Origin of the sequence: Undibacterium sp. Ji42W (assembly GCF_049340405.1) — a bacterium.
GTDB lineage: Bacteria > Pseudomonadota > Gammaproteobacteria > Burkholderiales > Burkholderiaceae_D > Undibacterium.
Map to the genome: position 1 here is coordinate 170,342 of NZ_JBMPOV010000005.1, position 18,886 is coordinate 189,227.

Genomic DNA, 18,886 nt, shown 5'->3' on the forward strand with positions numbered 1-18,886 from the left:
TGCATGCGCATTCAATATCTTCTTGCTGATACTGGCGTTTGCGTGCGGCTCTGGTCTCTAATGCTTATTTTTTGCCAGTCTCAGATACAGCTCATGCAAGCGTAAAACCTCTTCACTAATATTTTCAAGATTACCATTGTTGACAATGACATCATCAGCTGCAGCCAGCCTTGCTTGCCTGCTGGCCTGGTTGCGCATGATGGCCTCTACCTGTTCCCGGCTTAATTGATTGCGCGACATGACACGATTGATTTGCGTCTCTTCATCGCAATCAACGACCAGAATACGATCTACGCGTTGCTTCCAGTTGCCAGACTCCACCAGCAGAGGCACCACGAAAATGCGGTAGTCACCCCTGGCTTCGGTTGCTGCACGTTCTGTTTCTGTACGTATCAGCGGATGCAATATGGCTTCGAGTTTCAGTTTTTGTGCGGTATCGGCAAACACCAGTTGCCGTATGCCAGCCCTGTCCATGGCACCGTCAGCCGTAATAAATTCATCACCAAATTGCGTACGTATCCCAGGTATAGCCAGACCGCCGGGCACTGTTAACTGATGAGCGATCAGGTCGGTATCGATCAGCGCAGCACCTAGTTCGCCCAGCATATTGGCGACCGTGGTTTTCCCGCTACCTATACCACCTGTCAGACCTAGCGAAAAAGCGGCTACGTAATTGCCAGCCATTACAAGGTGCTCAGGTAAAAATCGACAATTTGCCGACCCCAAATCAGCGCTATCAAACCGGCACCAGTCAGGTAGGGGCCAAAGGGTATTTCTGTTTCCCAACCAAATTTCTTCGAGATAATTTGTCCTATACCTATGACAGAGCCCACCAGGGTCGATAATAAAACAATAACGGGCAACATGCTCCAGCCCATCCAGGCACCAAAGGCTGCCAAGAGCTTGAGATCGCCATAGCCAAAGCCAGGTCTGCCACGCAGCTTTTCATAAATCCAGTTGATTAACCATAACGACATGTAGCCAATAGCGGCACCCAGTACTGCGTCCTTCAAAGTAGCAAAGCCGCCATAGGCATTCAACAACAGGCCCAGCCACATCAGACTCAGGGTCAGATCATCCAGCAGCAATTTATGGTCAATATCGATGAAGGTCATGGCGATCAGAAACCAGACAAAGACCACCGCACTCATGCCCATTACGCCACTGCCAAAATGCCAGATCATGCCAGCAGTGAGCAGGGCAGTCAGTGCTTCTATCAGGGGATAGCGTATAGAGATTTTGGCTTTGCAGCCCGTGCACTTACCACCAATGACGAGGTAGCTGATGATCGGTATATTTTCCAGTTCCGTGATCTTGTGCCCGCAATGCGGACAGGCAGAACGAGGCAGCATCAGGTCAAACTTGTCCTGGTGTGGCATTGGCTCCTGCCTATGTTCTGCGACAAAATTATCCACTTCACGCAGATACATTTTAGGCATGCGATAAATCACCACATTCAAAAAACTACCTATCAAGAGTCCCAATAGCCCGAAGGCTATTGTGGACAATCCATGCTGCGGCCCGGCAAATAAAAACGTCTCAATCATCCTGCAACCGAACCCATTTTGAAGATAGGCAAGTACATGGCTACTACCAGGCCACCAATGACCACACCGAGAATCACCATGATGATAGGTTCCATCAGGCTCGATAGAGCAGCAACGGCTTCATCGACTTCATCTTCATAGAAGTCAGCAACCTTGCCCAGCATCTGGTCCAGCGCACCGGATTCTTCACCAATGGCCACCATCTGCGTCACCATGGCAGGGAAGACATTTGCATTCTGCATGGCAACAGTCAAACTGGTACCTGTACTTACTTCAGTCTGGATTTTGATCGTTGCATCCAGATATACAGCATTGCCAGCAGCACCGCCGACTGAATCCAGGGATTCAACCAAAGGCACACCCGCTGCAAACATGGTGGCCAGCGTACGCGTCCAGCGGGCAATAGTTGCTTTTTTAATCACATCGCCAAAAATTGGCGCCTGCAGCAACGCTCTGTCCATGAATTGTTGCATTTTTAATGAGCGACGCCATGTCTGCATAAAGAAGTAGATGCTGCCAAACAGACCGCCAAAGATGATGTACCAATATTTGACGAAATTGTCCGAGATGTTCATGACGATCAGGGTAGGTGCTGGTAATTCTGCACCAAAGCTGCTGAAGGCCTGCTTAAACGCTGGGACCACCCAGATCATGATAACGGCGGTCACGATGAAGGCGATACCCAGAATGGCGATAGGATAAGTCAGTGCTGACTTGATCTTACCCTTGATGGCCATGGTTTTTTCTTTGTAAATGGCCAGTCGGGTCAGCAAGTCTTCCAGAATACCCGCTTGCTCACCAGCACCTACCAGATTACAAAACAGCGGGTCGAAATACAGGGGGAATTTGCGGAAAGCCGCGTTCAGGCTGGTACCGGTTTCTACGTCGCCACGAATATCCTGCAATAATTTGGACACGGAAGGGTTGCTATGGCCTTTGGATACGATATCAAAAGACTGCAACAGCGGCACACCCGCCTTCATCATGGTTGCCAGCTGGCGGGTAAACAAAGTGATGTCCTTGTCGGTAATCGCCTTGCCGGAAGTATAACTTTTCTTTTTTAGCTTGGTAACAAGAATGCCTTGCCTGCGCAGAGTGGCATTCACGATGGCTTCACCGCCAGCGCGTGTTTCGCCCCTGACGACTTTGCCAAACTTGTCCTTGCCTTCCCAGGCGTACAATTGCTCTTTGGGTTGGCCTGCTTTTGCCGATTTTGCCAGATTGGTTGCCATATTAATTTTCTCTTATTATTCGTTGGTACATCCGAGGACTTCCTCGAGGCTGGTCAGTCCCTGTCTGACTTTCATTAATCCGGATTGCCGCAAATTCCTGATACCTTCTCTTTGTGCCTGCTCTTCCAATTCCAGGGCGCTGGCACTGGCCAAAATCAGGCGTTCCAGAGCTACGGATATTGGCATCAATTGATAGATCCCGACCCGCCCCTTGTAGCCGCCGCCGTTGCAACGGTCACAGCCCACTGGACCATATGGTTTCCAGGTACCATCCAGATCTTCATCCTTGAAGCCTGCTGCCAGTAAGACTTCATCGAGGATTTCTACCGGTTTTTTGCAAGTACAAAGACGGCGTGTCAGCCTTTGTGCCGTAATCAAAATAACGGATGAAGCGATATTGAAAGGTGCCACGCCCATATTCATCAGACGGGTCAGGGTAGCAGGCGCATCATTGGTATGCAGGGTAGAGAACACCATGTGGCCAGTTTGCGCAGCCTTGATGGCGATATCGGCAGTTTCCAGGTCACGAATCTCACCTACCATGATGACATCAGGATCTTGACGCAAGAAGGACTTCAGGGCGACGGCAAACGTCAGGCCAGCTTTGTCGTTGACGTTGACCTGATTCACACCAGGCAAGTTAATCTCTGCCGGATCTTCTGCCGTCGAGATATTGATGCCAGGTTTGTTAATGACGTTAAGGCAGGTATACAAGGAAACGGTTTTGCCGGAACCTGTAGGTCCAGTCACCAGCACCATGCCGTAAGGCCGCTGGATTGCTTCCATTAAAATGGCTTTGTGGTCCGGGTCATAGCCAAGGGCATCAATACCCATCTGCGCCTGTGAACCGTCCAAGATACGCATAACAATCTTTTCGCCAAACAGGGTAGGTAAAGTGCTCACACGAAAGTCGATGGACTTGTTGGCATTCAATTGCAACTTCATACGACCATCTTGCGGAACACGCTTTTCCGAAATGTCGAGTTTGGATATAACCTTGATACGGGAAGACAGCTTGTCTTTGATGGCCAGTGGTGGCTGGGCAATCTCCCTCAGCTCACCATCGACGCGGAAGCGTATGCGGTAGAATTTTTCAAAGGGTTCAAAATGTAAATCGGACGCGCCAAGATTAATCGCATCAATCAGCATTTTCTGTAGGAATTTGACGACTGGAGCGTCATCAATTTCTGTAGCCTGTGCTTCGGCGGCGGCGGCGCCCATATCCTCTTCTTTGAATTCCAGCTCGAATTCATCACCACCAATTTCATTCAAGCTTTGTTCTGAAGACTTACCCAGTTTTTCCAGTAATTTGACCAGAGCATCGTGCTGCACGATGATGATGTCTATTCCCAGGCCAGTCTGGAATTTGACTTGATCGAGGGCAGAATTATTGGTCGGGTCAGAGATTGCCAAGGAAACCTTGTTGCCTTTTTTGGCAATGGCGATCAGACGCTGGGACTGCATGAGTTTTTGATCGACCAGTTTTTCCGGAATCTGCGACTCATTAATTGTTGATAAATCCAGCAGAGGATAACCAAATGCATCCGAGCAAAATGTTGCCAGGTCACGCGCGCTGAATGTGCCACTTTGCGTCAGGGCATCAATAAAACCGGTTTTGTCTGCCTGCGCTTTTTTGCTGACAGTGTCGACTTGGGCAGGCGTCAATAAATTGGCCTGCGTCAACGCTCTCGCCAGGCCAGAGCTTGGCATCTGGGATGCTGAATTGGGTAAGACTGCGGACATAGGATCTTTTGAGTAAAATTTGCCAATACAATCAGTTGCCTCAGGATAATGCAACTAAGCCTGTTATTTGTAAAGTCGTTCCCCGGTGTGGTCACCAGAGGGTGGGCAAAAAATGCAACGCTGTGACCGCTGCACCGAGTTTTAAATCTATACGCTGTTGACGACAAAGATTTGCAGCTTCTTTACTCTGTATAGAATGTTTTCAGACAAATTGCCACGATGAATTTACCACTCTTTTGTTTCCGTGGTGCGCGTGGATTCCGGGCAGTGATGTTATCCTGCCCGATTTTGTAACAATCTGTTAAATCCGCGAAATATGCGATTTAATGATTGCGGCCAACTGCAAAGGCACACAGTTTGACCATTGCTTGTTTGTATTGATTATCTGGCCATACCGAGATGGCAGCAGCAGCACGGTCGGCTGCTTTCACGGCTTCGCTTTGGGTATAAGCCAGCGCACCTGATTGCGTGATAGCAGCCAGTATGGCATCAAATTTGGATTCATCGCCGTTTTCTATGCAAGCACGCACCAATTCACGCTCTTCTTCGCTACCGTTTTTCATCAGGTAGATCAGAGGCAGTGTGGGTTTGCCTTCACGCAGGTCGTCGCCAACGTTTTTACCTATGTCGTTGGCATTTCCTGAATAATCCAGCACATCGTCAATCAACTGGAAAGCAGTGCCCAGAGAACGGCCATATTCACCAGCAGCCTCGATTTCTGCCTGATTGGCACCGGCGATGAGAGCGCCGATTTCTGCTGCGGCTTCAAACAGTTTTGCGGTTTTTGAACGGATTACCTGCAGGTAGCGTTCTTCAGTCACGTCAGGATCATGCATATTCAATAACTGCAAGACTTCGCCTTCAGCGATGACATTGGTCGCATCTGCTAGGATTTGCATGATTTGCATGCTATTGATGGAGACCATCATCTGGAAGGCACGGGAATACAAAAAGTCGCCCACCAGGACCGAGGCAGCATTGCCAAACAGGGCATTGGCAGTCTTGCGGCCACGGCGCATGGATGATTCATCTACCACGTCATCATGCAGCAGGGTAGCGGTGTGGATGAATTCGACGATCGCGGCCAGTTCATGATGATGCTTGCCTTGATACTGGAAGGCATTCGCGACCAGCAATACCAGTACCGGGCGTATGCGTTTGCCGCCTGCGCTGATAATGTATTCGGCGATCTGGTTGACCAGGGCAACTTCAGAATGTAGTTTGTTGCGGATTACCTGATTCACTTCGTCCATATCGACGGCGATCAGTTCAGTGATGGGGTTTTGGTTGTTTGTGGCAGACAAGGGAGAACCTGCATAAGAATCCGGGATGACCGCGATTATACGATGCAGTGCTGGTATTTGCTTGAATTGCACCAGTTTTGCGCCAGTTCTCTTGTGCGTCCTCTATTTATCAGCGGCCAATTGCCTGTTTACCATGGGTGTGCTGAAAAAATATGCAAATAGTCTTTGACGCTTTTGGCTGGATTATGTACAATTTGGGGTTTTCCCGACTTCCCAGGTGCATTTTTGTCTGGCGGGGAGAAAATCCCTAATATTTATTTGATGAGGTTTCACATGTACGCGGTCATAAAAACCGGAGGCAAACAATACAAAGTTGTCGCTGGTGAAAAACTTAAAGTAGAACAGATACCTGCAGACATTGGCTCCGAAATCACCATTGATCAAGTGCTCGCATTGGGCGCTGGCGAGACCATTAAATTTGGTGCTCCATTGGTCGCAGGTGCTACGGTGCTGGCTAAGGTTATAGATCACGGTCGTCACGACAAAGTGCGCATTTTCAAAATGCGTCGTCGTAAGCACTATCAGAAACGTCAAGGCCATCGCCAAAACTACACTGAACTGCAAATCGTTTCTATCAACGGCTAATCTGTAGATCAGCAATCAATCTACCTGTATTTAAGGAGCTAATTAAAAATGGCACACAAAAAAGGCGGCGGCACCACGCGCAATGGTCGTGACTCAGAATCAAAACGCCTTGGCGTTAAAGTTTACGGCGGCCAGGCTATCAATGCCGGCGGTATCATCATTCGTCAACGCGGCACTCGCGTACACGCTGGTGAAAACGTTGGTATGGGCAAAGATCACACTTTGTTCGCTCTGGTTAATGGCAAAGTACAATTTGCGATCAAAGGTGCAGCACGTCACCAGTTCGCTATTGTTGTTGCAGACGCAGCAGCAGCGTAATGCATTGAAGTAATTCAACGCAGGGCGCAAGCCAGTATGACAAAAAGGCTCTGCCATCGGTGGGGCCTTTTTAGTTGGATCAGTCTCCGTTCCAACTCATTGCGGTTATCTTTCCGCAAGTTAACCTCTCCGTAAGAACCTGTTTGCGATCTTTTGCGAGCGCGCGTCAGCGGGGTCAGGGTAATAAAAACCGCAGCGCAAAAAGCGGAATGTACTCTAGTAAATGAGCATTTTGAGCAGCATATGAGCCTCGCATGAACTCCGGTTGCGCCCGCGCAGTAAGATCGAAAACAGGTGCTAAGCACATCCTGCATGGCAGTTTGGTATTGACCCTTTTAATTTGAAGAAATCCTGTATAAATTTATTGTTCCATCAGGTTACAAAAATTTATACAAGCTTTTTTAGGTGGTAAAAATGAAATTTATTGATGAAGCCCGTATCGAAGTAATCGCCGGCGACGGTGGCAATGGTGTGGCATCCTTTTGTCGTGAAAAATTCCGCCCATTTGGCGGTCCTGACGGTGGTGATGGTGGCCGTGGCGGCAGTATCTGGGCAGTTGCTGACCGTAATATCAATACTCTGGTTGATTATCGCTATTCCAAATTGCACAAAGCCAAAGACGGTGAAAATGGCCGTGGTGCAGATTGCTACGGCAAAGGCGCTGACGATATCCGTCTGCGCATGCCGGTTGGCACCCAGATTTGCGACAGAAACACCGATGAAGTCATCGCTGATCTGACTGAACATGGCCAGGAAGTTGAACTGGTCAAAGGCGGCGAGGGCGGTTGGGGTAATATTCACTTCAAGACCTCCACCAACCGTGCGCCACGTCAGCGCTCTGATGGTAAAGAAGGCGAACGCCGCGAATTGCGCCTGGAATTGAAAGTACTGGCTGACGTAGGTTTGCTGGGTTTGCCAAATGCCGGTAAATCCACTTTCATTACTGCGGTATCAAATGCACGTCCGAAAATCGCTGATTATCCTTTCACGACCCTGCATCCTAATCTGGGTATGGTCCGTGTTAGTCATGAAAAAAGCTTCGTCATCGCCGATATCCCTGGTCTGATCGAAGGCGCTGCTGATGGTGCTGGTCTGGGTATCCAATTCTTGAAACATTTGCAACGCACAGGTTTGCTCTTGCACATTGTTGATCTGGCACCGTTTGATGAAGCTGTCGACCCTGTCAAAGAAGCCAAGGCCCTGATCAAGGAATTGCGCAAGTATGACGAAAGCCTGTATGAGAAGCCACGTTGGTTGGTACTCAACAAGCTCGACGTGCTGACCGAAGATGAACGCAAGAAAAAGGTCAAAGACTTCATCAAGCGCTTTGCCTGGAAAGGCCCGGTCTTTGAAATCTCCGCCTTGAATCGTGAAGGCTGCGAAGAGCTGGTGACCGAGATCTATAAATACCTGGAAGAAAAGCGTACGCATGAACAGCGTTCGCAAGAAACCACGATGAAAGAAGAAGCGCAGGGCATCTTGTCCATTGATCCGGATGATCCGCGATTTAAAGTACTGGAAGACTAATAGAAAACCTGGTGAAAGCCAGGTTTTTTTTACGCCTGCCACCGCCTGCAATCGTCTGCTCGTCAAATGCCTGGTATCCCGAAGGATAGAATATCAATGATTATTCTGATATTGGAATAATTTCTTTTTAATAATGAAAATCTCATAAAAATTAGCATACACCTTTTAAATATGAATTAAATTTAGATTGCAAAGACAGTATCCATATAAAGTATAATTTTAATTTGTTTGCCGCTTTATTGCAGCAACGCCGCCAAATCATATCCGTACTCATTTATGCAATCTGTCATTCAACAGGCAAAACGTCTGATTATCAAAGTAGGTTCATCCCTGGTCACCAACGATGGTAAGGGGCTGGACAAACAGGCCATCGCCAGATGGGCCGCCCAGATAGCAGGCCTGCGCGCCATGGGCAAGGAAGTGGTGCTGGTCAGTTCCGGCGCGATAGCTGAAGGGCGACAACGTCTGGGCTTTGAAAAACGGCCAACTGCCATCCATGAACTGCAGGCTTGCGCTGCTGTCGGGCAAATGGGCCTGGCACAGATTTATGAAAGCAGCTTTCGTGAACATCAGATAGGCACCGCGCAGATTTTATTGACGCATGCTGACCTGGCCGACCGCGAACGTTACCTGAATGCGCGTTCTACCCTGTTTACCTTGCTGCGCCTGGGCATCGTTCCCATTATTAATGAAAATGATACGGTGGTCACCGATGAAATCAAGTTTGGTGATAACGACACACTGGGTGCGCTGGTTGCTAATTTGATCGAAGCCGATGCCCTGATCATCCTGACTGATCAGAAAGGCCTTTACACCGCTGACCCGCGCAAAGACCCGAATGCCACTTTTGTCCATGAGGCCAGGGCAGGTGACCTGGCGCTGGAGGCCATGGCTGGCGGCGCAGGCTCCAGTCTGGGCAGTGGTGGCATGCTGACCAAGATACTGGCAGCAAAACGCGGTGCCCGTTCTGGTGCGCATACCGTCATCGCCTGGGGACGCGAGGACAATGTCTTGGTGCGCCTGGCGCAAGGTGAAGCCATCGGTACACAATTGATTTCGCAAATGGCTCCGGTAGCTGCGCGCAAACAGTGGATGATGGACCATCTGCAAACGCTGGGCCAGGTCGTGCTGGATGCTGGTGCGGTGCAAAAACTCACGCGTGAAGGCAAATCCTTATTGCCTATAGGCGTGCTTGATGTGCGGGGCGAATTCAGCCGCGGTGCCGTTGTCACTTGCTGTGATGAGGCAGGTACACCGGTAGCCAGAGGGCTGATTAATTATTCAAGCGCAGATGCGCGCCGCATCAAGCGTCATGCTTCTTCTGACATTGAATCCATGCTCGGTTTTGTTGAAGAGTCGGAACTGATACACCGCGACAACCTGGTTTTGTTGTAAATCGAATATAACACTGAGCATTAAAAATGGGCGCTGAATCTGAATTGACTCAGTGCCCATGTTATTCGTACATCTTGCTATTAGTAATACGACGTTTTCTTGCCACGCAACTTGTCCAGCAAGACACTGGCTTTGCCTGCGATGGTTTTGCCTTCGCAAAAATACTCAGAAAACAAAGTGGCATGCTGCTTGTTGGCACCAGTGTTGGTGATGGTGTCCCATTGATTGCGGCGCGAGCGTGACCAGGTGCCATCCGGGCGGCCAAATGCATACAGTTTGACTTCATAAGTCTGGCAACGCAGACCTTCATAACTGATATTCTTCGCACCGCCAGCACTGGTGGCAACCAGGCTGTAACGTATGGTACCGTCTGCCGCCACCGTCAGCGATTTGGTGTCAATGGCAAAAGACTGGCTGGGGCTCTTGTAAAAATTCAAGAGATTTTCAGCTTTGGGCGCTTCTGGCAATTGCAGGGCGACTTCACGCCATTCTTTGTCTTCTTCCTCTTCATCTGCTGCAAAAGCCAGGCTGACTGGCAGCAAGGCCAGACCGATGATGGCGATATGACGTAATTTTTTATTCAACATAAATTATTTGGACTCTTCCGGCTCGGTTTTATTGCAATCCTGGTTTTTTGGCGATAGTTGCGACTGTTGCTGATTGCGCAAATAGCGGTTGCGGTTGGAATTGGGGTGCTCGGTGCGGTGCACATAGCGTGACAATTCCTGCAAGGCCAGTTGATACACGCCGCGCTTGAATTCAATCACTACATCCAGTGGTACCCAATAGTCATGCCAGCGCCATGCGTCAAACTCAGGATGGGTGCTGGCCCGCAAATTCACATCGCAATCGCGGCCTATCATGCGCAACAGAAACCAGATTTGTTTTTGCCCACGATAGTGCCCGCGAATTTCACGCTTGATAAAATGATCCGGCACTTCATAGCGCAGCCAGTCGCGGGTACGTCCTATGACTTTGACATGCTCAGGCAGTAAGCCGGTTTCTTCTTCGAGTTCCCGGTACATTGCCTGTTCCGGAGACTCGCCATATTTAATGCCACCCTGGGGGAACTGCCAGGAATGCTCGCGCACCCGCTTTCCCCACCAGACTTCATTGTTGGCGTTTAGCAAAATTATGCCAACGTTAGGGCGGAAGCCTTCACGATCCAGCATGTTCAACCTCAAAACTTTCTGTGGCTAAACGGCTTGCTCCTGCAATAGATAGCGTAGAGAGCGTTTGTTTCGTCGCAAAATACCGCGTTTTTCGACGGACAGCCCCCTGGGAGGCGAACAAATCGCAGTTTCCTTCATCAAATGTGCAAAGAGTGGGCGCATTAGCCAGCTAATCCTTTAAAATTGAGTTGATTATAACCCTCCATTTAAAAAGAATCACTGTCATGCGTGCTACACGATTTTTTATTTCTACACAGAAAGAAGCTCCTGCCGATGCCGAGATCGTCAGCCATAAACTGATGATGCGTGCGGGCATGATTAAACGCCTCGGTTCCGGCATCTATAACTACATGCCCATGGGCTTGCGCATCATCCGCAAAGTGGAGAATATTGTTCGTGAAGAAATGAACCGCGCCGGAGCGATCGAGATGCTGATGCCCGTCGTGCAACCGGCAGAACTTTGGCAAGAAACTGGCCGCTGGGACAAGATGGGCCCGGAACTGATGCGCGTGAAAGACCGCCATGGCCGTGATTACATCATCCAGCCTACGTCTGAAGAAGCAATTACTGACGTCGTCCGTACAGAAATCCGTTCCTATCGCCAGTTACCTGTGAATTTTTATCACATCCAGACCAAGTTCCGCGACGAACGCCGCCCACGCTTTGGTCTCATGCGTGGCCGTGAATTCACCATGAAAGATGCTTATTCCTTTGACCGCGATGTCGAAGGCATGCAAAAGTCTTATGAAGTCATGTATGACGCCTACACCCGTATTTTCCAGCGCTTTGGCCTGGAATTCCGTGCGGTAGCGGCTGATAACGGTGCCATTGGTGGATCTGGCTCACATGAATTTCACGTCATTGCCGACACTGGTGAAGATGCGCTGGTGTATTGCCCGACCTCTGATTACGCCGCCAATATGGAAGCGGCAGAAGCCTTGCCTACGCAAACCAGTCGCCCACCCGCTGCTGCGGCGCTGACCAAGACTGCCACGCCTGGTAAAGCCAAGTGTGAAGATGTCGCGCAGTTGCTCAATATTCCGCTGGAAACCACGGTCAAGTCCATCGTGCTGGCTGTTGATGCTGAAAAAGACAACGGCAAGGCAGCGCAAATCTGGCTGTTGCTGTTACGTGGTGACCATGAGCTCAATGAAGTCAAGGCCGGTAAGATAGCTGGGATGGCCAACTATCGTTTTGCCACCGAGGCAGAAATTATCGAGCATTTCGGCACCAAGCCAGGCTATCTCGGCCCTATCGGCACACAAAAGCCCGTCAATATCGTGGCCGACAGAACTGTCGCCAACATGGCGGACTTTGTCTGTGGCGCAAATGAAGCTGACTTCCATTTCACTGGTGCCAACTGGGGCCGTGATTTACCTGAGCCAGTGGTTGCTGATTTGCGCAACGTTGTCGCTGGTGATCCTTCACCGGATGGCAAAGGTCTACTGGCCATACAGCGTGGTATTGAAGTGGGCCATGTCTTCCAGCTCGGCACCCGCTATTCCGACGACATGAAAGCCACTTTCCTCGATGTGAATGGCAAGCCACAATTGCTGCAAATGGGTTGTTACGGCATAGGCATCACCCGCATCCTGGGTGCAGCCATAGAGCAGAATTTTGATGACAAGGGCATCATCTGGCCAACGGCGATTGCACCGTTTGAAGTCGTCATCTGCCCTATGGGTATGGACCGCAGCGAAGCCGTCAGGACTGAGGCTGAATCGCTGTATGACGCATTGCTGGCTGCTGGCATCGACGTGATACTGGATGACCGTGGCGAGCGTCCCGGTGCCATGTTTGCTGACTGGGAACTGATAGGCGTGCCGCACCGTGTCGTCATCGGTGACCGTGGCCTCAAGGAAGGCCAGCTCGAATATCTGGGCCGTCGCGATACTGAAGCCAGCAATGTGCCGGTGGCCGGGATGCTGGCCTTTATCAAGGCCAAGATGGCAGATAAATAAGTAGCAGGATGAAGTATTTTTTCTTGCGCTTTTGCGTCTGGTGCAAAGGAAGATTGAGCGTTAGCAGCAAGTTTGATCTGCAAGCCACGCAAATCACACGAGTTATATGTGAAGGACGGAGAAAATCCATCCTTCATGCGGCGATCTGCCTGTTGGCTGTTTCTGTGTTACCAGCGCAAGCTGGTAATCAAAAAGAAGAAGCCATGGCAGACTCCGTCCGTCTTGCGCTGGCCAAAGCTGTGTCTGATTCCACGCCACCTAAACCCACGTTTACCAATATCGACGAACGTATCAAATACCTCAATTGGCAGGGGGAAATGGCCACTCGTCTGAAGCGACGCATACCTGATTTGCAAACCCGTAAGGAATTGCTGGATGCCATCTGGTATGAATCCAAGCGTGCAGGCCTGGATGTTGCCATGGTCATGGGGCTGATACAGGTCGAATCTGCCTTCCGCAAATATGCGACTTCTGTGGTTGGTGCGCGGGGTTATATGCAGGTCATGCCTTTCTGGTCGCGCGTGATAGGCGATGGTGATGCGAAAAAACTGTTCCAGATGCAAACCAATCTGCGTTATGGCTGCTCGATTTTGCGCCTGTACATCGATATGGAAAAGGGTGATCTTTACCTGGCACTGGGCCGTTATAACGGTAGCCGAGGCCGTCCTGAATATCCTAAAGCAGTGCTGTCCAACTGGAAAAACTGGGAATTCACCAGTTGATTTATTTGCTACGTAAAATCTGTATCGCTGTTCATGTAGCAATTTATGCTACCCCTGGTCTCGTAAAATAGTCCTTTGAATAAATCACGGGTCAAGTATGACCGGGCATTCCAGAATGCTCGGTCATACTCAGGATTACACCAAGACCAAACATGCAGGTACTCTTTTATCAAGAAGAATTTGGCAGTACAGACTGGCGCAAGCTATTGCGTTCACGCTGGCAATTGCTGCTTGCAGTACTGCTCGCGCATCTCTTGTTAATCCTGTTGTGGCCCAGCATCGTCAGGCATAAAAATGAAGTGAGCACGCCACTGGCTTTTGTGGTCCGCATGCTGGAGGCACCCGTACAACCCAAGCCAGAACAGACGGCGCCTGTGATCAAACCAGCGATATCACCCAGCCAATTGCCTGCGCCAAATAAACCCCGCACTGTAGTCGTGCCGGCCAGCCCCGTTACGCCGGTCAACAATGATGCAGGCACAAGCATCACTATCGCACCTGTCCCTGTTGCGAATACAGAAACCAGCACACCGACTTTCAGTGGCGATAGCCCCATCTTGATCCAGCGCGACATCAGCAAAGTCATCAAGCAGGTAGAACGTGAAATGCCAAACCGCATCCTGACCGATATCAAGCCAGAAAAGTCATCGATGGTGCAATTTGGTATCAATGTCGCTGCCGCTGCGCGTCCGCGTGGCACCAGCTATCAGAACATCATCATGGCGGACGGCACGGCCATGACCAAGGTGACGACACCAGCAGGCTCATATTGTGTGGTAGGTGCAAAACCAGGTGCAGATATCACCAGGGCGCCGGGCATACGGACTGTCAGTTGCGGTAGTTATTGAGGCGAGGACAGGCTCATGCTGGCAACTCCTTGTTACCACTCTGCACAAAGCAATGAGTCGCGCATATTGGCTGGCATACTCTTCGGAGTCTTCCTGCTGCATGTAGGTTTATATGTGCTGTGGCCGCAGTTGAAAGCGATGCGCAAAGACGAGTTGACGCAAGCGAATAGCGGCAGCTTGATTTTTTTACGGCAGCCCGACCAAGTGAAACTGGTAGCACGTTCACCAGCTATGCAGGCTGTCACAGCGTCATCCCGTCAAAGCAGGGGCATGCCAGCGTCACGGCAAAGTGCCGCTATCAGTATCAATGACAAAGCTGCAGTCAGTGACAATCAGCAAGCGATTTCACCAGTAGAAAAAGAGTCGGCACGTCCCGGCGTTGAGGCACCGGTTAGCCGCGATACGCGGGATATTTTCAATAGCCTGAAAAAAGATTTTCAGTACCGTGACAAGGTCAGTGCCAAATCAGCGCCCGCAGCGATGGAAAAATTTGGTGCCGCAATCCAGTCATCATCAACCGTTATGCGTGAAAGCTATAAGCATGAAGTGCATACACTTGGCGATGGGCGACCGGTATCTAAAGTGATTACCCCATTTGGCACCTATTGCATCCTGCACCGCAAACCCGGCGAGATCATTGGCAATGAGTTGCCGACTGTACCTGTGACCTGTGGTAATTTGTAAGAATATATTTGTAAAAGCGTGTACAGAAAATAAAAACAAAAATGCCCGCGCGATGCGGGCATTTTTGTTTGGGATGGGACTGACTGCTTCCCTTTAAGTTTCCCAAAGCAACTGCAGAAATCTCTTCCTGATAATCAGGACAGATGACCGGAAATGAGTTTAGTCATTTCAAACATGGACACTTGTTTCTTGCCATCGAAAACGGCTTTCAACTTGTCATCCGCGTTGATGTTGCGTTTGTTTGCTTCGTCTTGCAGTTTGTGTTTCTTGATGTATTCCCATACTTTTTTAGTGACTTCAGTACGAGGAATTGCTGCTGCACCGATGACTGCTGCCAGAACTGGGGAGATAGTCATCGGTTTCATGAACGCTGCATTTGGCTTGCGTGCTGCTGCTGGCTTGGCTGCTGCGGCTTTTTTAGGAGCTGCTGCTTTTGCTGCTGGTTTCGCTGCTGCTGCCTTTGGAGCTGCTGCTTTTACTGCCGGTTTAGCTGCTGGTTTAGCCGCTGGTTTGGCTGCCGGTTTTGCTGCTGGTTTTTTTGGTGCTGTTGCCATAAATAGCCTCCTTCACAAATTTCGTGGACGGAGCTTTGATCGTTTTGAAAAGCTCCTGCATTGCGTCACTTCACGCATCGCTAATAGTGGTGCGGTTTTTACAGGGATGCAAGTGTTTTTTGCGGGTTTTTACTGAAAAAGTGCAGGAATTTGCCTGTCGTTGGATTTACGCATAAAAAAATGCCGGATTAGCGCCATTTTGGCTGCTATCCGGCATTTTTTATAGAGGGAAATATGAACAGAAATACTGAGAAAAACTCAGCGTTTTCCTGGCATCATTCCCTTCATACCGCGCAACATCTTCATCATGCCACCACCACGTAATTTCTTCATCATGGACTGCATTTGCTCAAACTGGGCCAGCATGCGGTTCACTTCTTGTATCTGTACGCCTGCACCAGCGGCGATACGGCGCTTGCGCGAAGCCTTGATCAATTCTGGCTTGGACCTTTCTTGTGGTGTCATGGAATTGATCATGCCTTCCATGCGGCGCACCTGTTTTTCAGCCTGGTCCATATTGGCGCCGCTGGCAGCCTGCTGCATTTGTGCCGGCAACTTATCCATCAGGCTGGACAGGCCGCCCATGTTCTTCATCTGCGAAATCTGCATCTTGAAATCATTCATGTCGAATTTGCCGCCATCCTTGATCTTGTGCGCCAGATCCTGCGCTGCGGCCACATCCATGCCTTTTTGCGCCGATTCGACCAGTGCCAGGATGTCGCCCATGCCCAGAATACGGTTGGCCATGCGGGTAGCATCGAAAGATTCCAGGCCATCGAGTTTTTCAGCAACACCGACAAACTTGATCGGTTTGCCGGTGATATAACGTACCGACAGGGCAGCGCCACCGCGTGCATCACCGTCAAGCTTGGTCAGCACCACGCCAGTCAAAGGCAGGGCATCATTAAAAGCTTTGGCGGTATTGACGGCATCCTGACCCAACATGGCATCGACCACGAACAACGTTTCTATCGGCTTGACGGCAGCGTGGACTGCGGCAATCTCTTGCATCATCGCTTCGTCAATACCCAGGCGACCGGCAGTATCGATAATCAGCACATCGTGATAATGCTTTTTGGCGTAGTCAAGTGCAGCCAGGGCAATGTCCACTGGTTTATCGGTAGGCAAGGACGGGAAAAAATCTGCGCCAACCTGTGATGTCACTGTCTGTAACTGGCCTATCGCTGCCGGACGGTAAACGTCGGCAGAAACGGTTAATACTTTTTTCTTCTTTTGCTCGCGCAGATATTTGGCCAGCTTACCGACTGTCGTGGTTTTACCAGCACCCTGCAAACCAGCCATCAGGATGATCGCTGGTGGCTGGCAATTAAAACTCAGTTGCGAAGCATCTTCCCCCAGGTCGGCACCCATCAGGATGGCCAGTTCTTTTTGCACCACGCCGACCAGGGCCTGACCTGGTGTCAGGGAAGAAATGACTTCTTCACCCATGGCTTTTTCTTTGACGCGGGCGATCAGTTCACGCACTGCTGGCAGGGCAACGTCAGCCTCCAGCAAGGCCATGCGCACTTCGCGCAACATGTCGGCGGTATTGGATTCAGTCAGGCGGGCTTCGCCGCGCATGGTCTTGACGACTTTGGCTAGGCGCTGGGTAAGATTATCGAGCATGTTGGCTTAGGGGATATTAAGAAAATTTCAATAGGGTGCGGCTCACTACTGCCTGCAACAGGCGGTAGTCGCAGTTCAGTAGCAACTCAATAACAAAGAGTCGCAACTCAATAGCAACTGAGTAGCAACAACAGCAGGCATTTTACCTGAACCCGTGGCCGGGTCAGGCATTTCGCCTATTTCACCTGATGTGGGCAACATATGCGGTCAAAATTCTGAAAATCCAGAATTATTTGAAATGTCCGTGCGGATTTTCAGACGCATGAGGGATACTACTGATATATTTTACTCAAAAAATCAGTTAAAACCGAGGTGCGGGTCTTCATTCGTGCTTGGTATGAAGTCTGCTAATAAGAGCGCTATCCCAGAGCTTGTTGCAAAATCAAGTTGGCTGGACATTCTGCAATGTCAGCCGGATTTTGTCGCCGGTTCAAAAAAATAGACGCTCAATAATCTGGAGACAATCATGAGTCGACTTCACCGTGCCTGGCGCCTGCCACGCATATTTGCCCTGTGCACCCTGATTGCTACGTCTGGCTATAGCCAGGCAGAAGAAGGTGTCACAGACAATAGCATATTAATAGGACAAACTGTAGGACTGACCGGGCAGATTGCCGGGCCGGTCAAAGAAATGAATGCTGGTGCTGCGGCTTACTTCAACCAGGTCAATAAAAATGGTGGCGTGCACGGCCGCAAGATAGAGCTGCACATCGTCGATGACAAGTTTGATCCTGTCATTGCCGCTGCCAATGCCGAGACGCTCATTAAGAAAGATCATGTCTTTGCCTTGTTCCAGTCGCGTGGCACGCCACATACCCAGGCTATCCTGCCTATACTATCGTCCAGCAAAGTGCCACTGGTGGCACCGAGTACTGGTGCCGCAGTGTTTCATAACCCTGTTAACCGCTATGTATTCAATGTCAGGGCCAGGTATCAGGATGAGGTGAAAAAAGCCGTGGAGCAGTTTTCTACGATAGGCCTCAAAGATATCGCCATCCTGCATGTCGATGATACTTTTGGTGGCGATGGCTTGATCGGTTTTACCAATGCGATGGACAGCTTCAAACTCAAGCCTTCTCTGGTCAGCAAATATGACAGGGCAAAGCCTGACCTGCCCAAAGCAATAGACGAGGTTCTCAAGTCACCAGCCAAGGCGCTCATCATCGTTGGTTCAGCGACCACCGTGGCAGAACTTATCCGTGGTTTGCGTGCGAAAGGCAGCACCGTACAAATCATGACTTTGTCGAACAATGCTTCGCAGTCCTTCATTGATTCACTGGGTCCGGTAGCAACTGGTGTGATGGTGTCGCAGATTATGCCTGCGCCGCATCTGGTATCTTCTACTTTGGGGCAGGAATTCAAGACCATCGCCAAGGACAACGGCGTACCCCCATCTTATGCGGCGATGGAAGGTTTTGTTTCTGCCAAATTGCTGGTAGAAGGCTTGAAACGGGCAGGCAAGGGCCTGACACGAGAAGGCCTGATACGTGCGCTGGAATCCATGCACAAGGTTGATTTGGGTGGCGTCACAGTGACTTATAGTGATCGCGACCACAGCGGCAGCGAGTTTGTCGACCTGACGATGATAGGGCGGGATGGCAAATTCTTGCGCTAACGCATACTTCAGTGCGAAAACACGGAATGCGCGATAGGAATAGTCCGGGTTTT

At 50.1% G+C, this 18,886-nt stretch carries 18 protein-coding genes; 9 read left to right on the forward strand and 9 right to left on the reverse strand.

Annotated features, from left to right (window positions below):
* Positions 1–57: 57 nt before the first annotated feature.
* From coaE to ispB, 5 genes are all read right to left on the reverse strand, one after another.
* Positions 58–684: a dephospho-CoA kinase gene (coaE, locus tag ACO0LG_RS12745; protein ID WP_423026843.1), complete on the reverse strand. Its 627-nt coding sequence runs from the start codon at positions 682–684 to the stop codon at positions 58–60.
* On the reverse strand, positions 684–1,508 hold the full coding sequence (locus ACO0LG_RS12750; RefSeq protein ID WP_423026845.1) for a prepilin peptidase: 825 nt from the start codon (positions 1,506–1,508) through the stop codon (positions 684–686). The genes coaE and ACO0LG_RS12750 overlap by 1 nt, the downstream gene beginning before the upstream one ends.
* Positions 1,509–1,543: 35 nt before the next feature.
* Positions 1,544–2,779: a type II secretion system F family protein gene (locus ACO0LG_RS12755; protein ID WP_423026847.1), complete on the reverse strand. Its 1,236-nt coding sequence runs from the start codon at positions 2,777–2,779 to the stop codon at positions 1,544–1,546.
* A gap of 15 nt (positions 2,780–2,794) precedes the next feature.
* Positions 2,795–4,522, reverse strand: coding sequence for a type IV-A pilus assembly ATPase PilB (gene pilB / locus ACO0LG_RS12760; RefSeq protein WP_423026849.1), 1,728 nt, complete (start codon positions 4,520–4,522; stop codon positions 2,795–2,797).
* Between the two features lie 323 nt (positions 4,523–4,845).
* Positions 4,846–5,826 (reverse strand): octaprenyl diphosphate synthase, encoded by a 981-nt coding sequence (gene ispB / locus ACO0LG_RS12765; protein ID WP_423026851.1) that lies wholly within the window; start codon positions 5,824–5,826, stop codon positions 4,846–4,848.
* A gap of 273 nt (positions 5,827–6,099) precedes the next feature.
* Between ispB and rplU the strand changes: the two genes are divergently transcribed.
* The 4 genes from rplU (at position 6,100) to proB (ending at position 9,651) form a co-directional block, all read left to right on the forward strand.
* Positions 6,100–6,411, forward strand: a complete 312-nt coding sequence (gene rplU / locus ACO0LG_RS12770; RefSeq protein WP_110255243.1) for a 50S ribosomal protein L21 — start codon at positions 6,100–6,102, stop codon at positions 6,409–6,411.
* Positions 6,412–6,459: 48 nt separating this feature from the next.
* Positions 6,460–6,729 (forward strand): 50S ribosomal protein L27, encoded by a 270-nt coding sequence (gene rpmA / locus ACO0LG_RS12775; protein ID WP_186952092.1) that lies wholly within the window; start codon positions 6,460–6,462, stop codon positions 6,727–6,729.
* Positions 6,730–7,143: 414 nt separating this feature from the next.
* Entirely contained in the window at positions 7,144–8,256 is a 1,113-nt protein-coding gene (gene obgE, locus ACO0LG_RS12780; protein ID WP_186952093.1) for a GTPase ObgE, read from the forward strand.
* A gap of 276 nt (positions 8,257–8,532) precedes the next feature.
* Positions 8,533–9,651: a glutamate 5-kinase gene (proB, locus tag ACO0LG_RS12785; RefSeq protein ID WP_423026853.1), complete on the forward strand. Its 1,119-nt coding sequence runs from the start codon at positions 8,533–8,535 to the stop codon at positions 9,649–9,651.
* Between the two features lie 80 nt (positions 9,652–9,731).
* Here proB and ACO0LG_RS12790 read toward each other — a convergent pair whose 3' ends face one another.
* Both ACO0LG_RS12790 and ACO0LG_RS12795 read right to left on the reverse strand, forming a co-directional pair.
* The gene (locus tag ACO0LG_RS12790; RefSeq protein ID WP_423026855.1) at positions 9,732–10,238 is read right to left on the reverse strand and encodes a CNP1-like family protein; all 507 of its coding nucleotides are present in this window, start codon (positions 10,236–10,238) and stop codon (positions 9,732–9,734) included.
* Between the two features lie 3 nt (positions 10,239–10,241).
* A complete protein-coding gene (locus ACO0LG_RS12795) occupies positions 10,242–10,823 on the reverse strand; it encodes an RNA pyrophosphohydrolase (RefSeq protein WP_423026857.1) in 582 nt (193 codons plus the stop codon).
* Between the two features lie 224 nt (positions 10,824–11,047).
* On the opposite strand from ACO0LG_RS12795, the gene ACO0LG_RS12800 reads away from it, so the two are divergent.
* The 4 genes from ACO0LG_RS12800 (at position 11,048) to ACO0LG_RS12815 (ending at position 15,038) form a co-directional block, all read left to right on the forward strand.
* Complete coding sequence (locus tag ACO0LG_RS12800; protein WP_423026859.1) at positions 11,048–12,784, forward strand: proline--tRNA ligase; 1,737 nt, start codon at positions 11,048–11,050, stop codon at positions 12,782–12,784.
* 203 nt (positions 12,785–12,987) lie between these two features.
* Positions 12,988–13,506, forward strand: coding sequence for a lytic transglycosylase domain-containing protein (locus ACO0LG_RS12805; protein WP_423026861.1), 519 nt, complete (start codon positions 12,988–12,990; stop codon positions 13,504–13,506).
* Between the two features lie 152 nt (positions 13,507–13,658).
* Positions 13,659–14,354, forward strand: a complete 696-nt coding sequence (locus ACO0LG_RS12810; protein ID WP_423026863.1) for a hypothetical protein — start codon at positions 13,659–13,661, stop codon at positions 14,352–14,354.
* 15 nt (positions 14,355–14,369) lie between these two features.
* On the forward strand, positions 14,370–15,038 hold the full coding sequence (locus ACO0LG_RS12815; protein WP_423026865.1) for a hypothetical protein: 669 nt from the start codon (positions 14,370–14,372) through the stop codon (positions 15,036–15,038).
* Positions 15,039–15,172: 134 nt separating this feature from the next.
* Here ACO0LG_RS12815 and ACO0LG_RS12820 read toward each other — a convergent pair whose 3' ends face one another.
* Both ACO0LG_RS12820 and ffh read right to left on the reverse strand, forming a co-directional pair.
* A complete protein-coding gene (locus ACO0LG_RS12820; protein WP_423026867.1) occupies positions 15,173–15,592 on the reverse strand; it encodes an SWIB/MDM2 domain-containing protein in 420 nt (139 codons plus the stop codon).
* 258 nt (positions 15,593–15,850) lie between these two features.
* Entirely contained in the window at positions 15,851–17,218 is a 1,368-nt protein-coding gene (ffh, locus tag ACO0LG_RS12825; protein ID WP_423026869.1) for a signal recognition particle protein, read from the reverse strand.
* 466 nt (positions 17,219–17,684) lie between these two features.
* Between ffh and ACO0LG_RS12830 the strand changes: the two genes are divergently transcribed.
* The gene (locus ACO0LG_RS12830) at positions 17,685–18,833 is read left to right on the forward strand and encodes an ABC transporter substrate-binding protein (RefSeq protein ID WP_423026871.1); all 1,149 of its coding nucleotides are present in this window, start codon (positions 17,685–17,687) and stop codon (positions 18,831–18,833) included.
* Positions 18,834–18,886 lie beyond the last annotated feature (53 nt).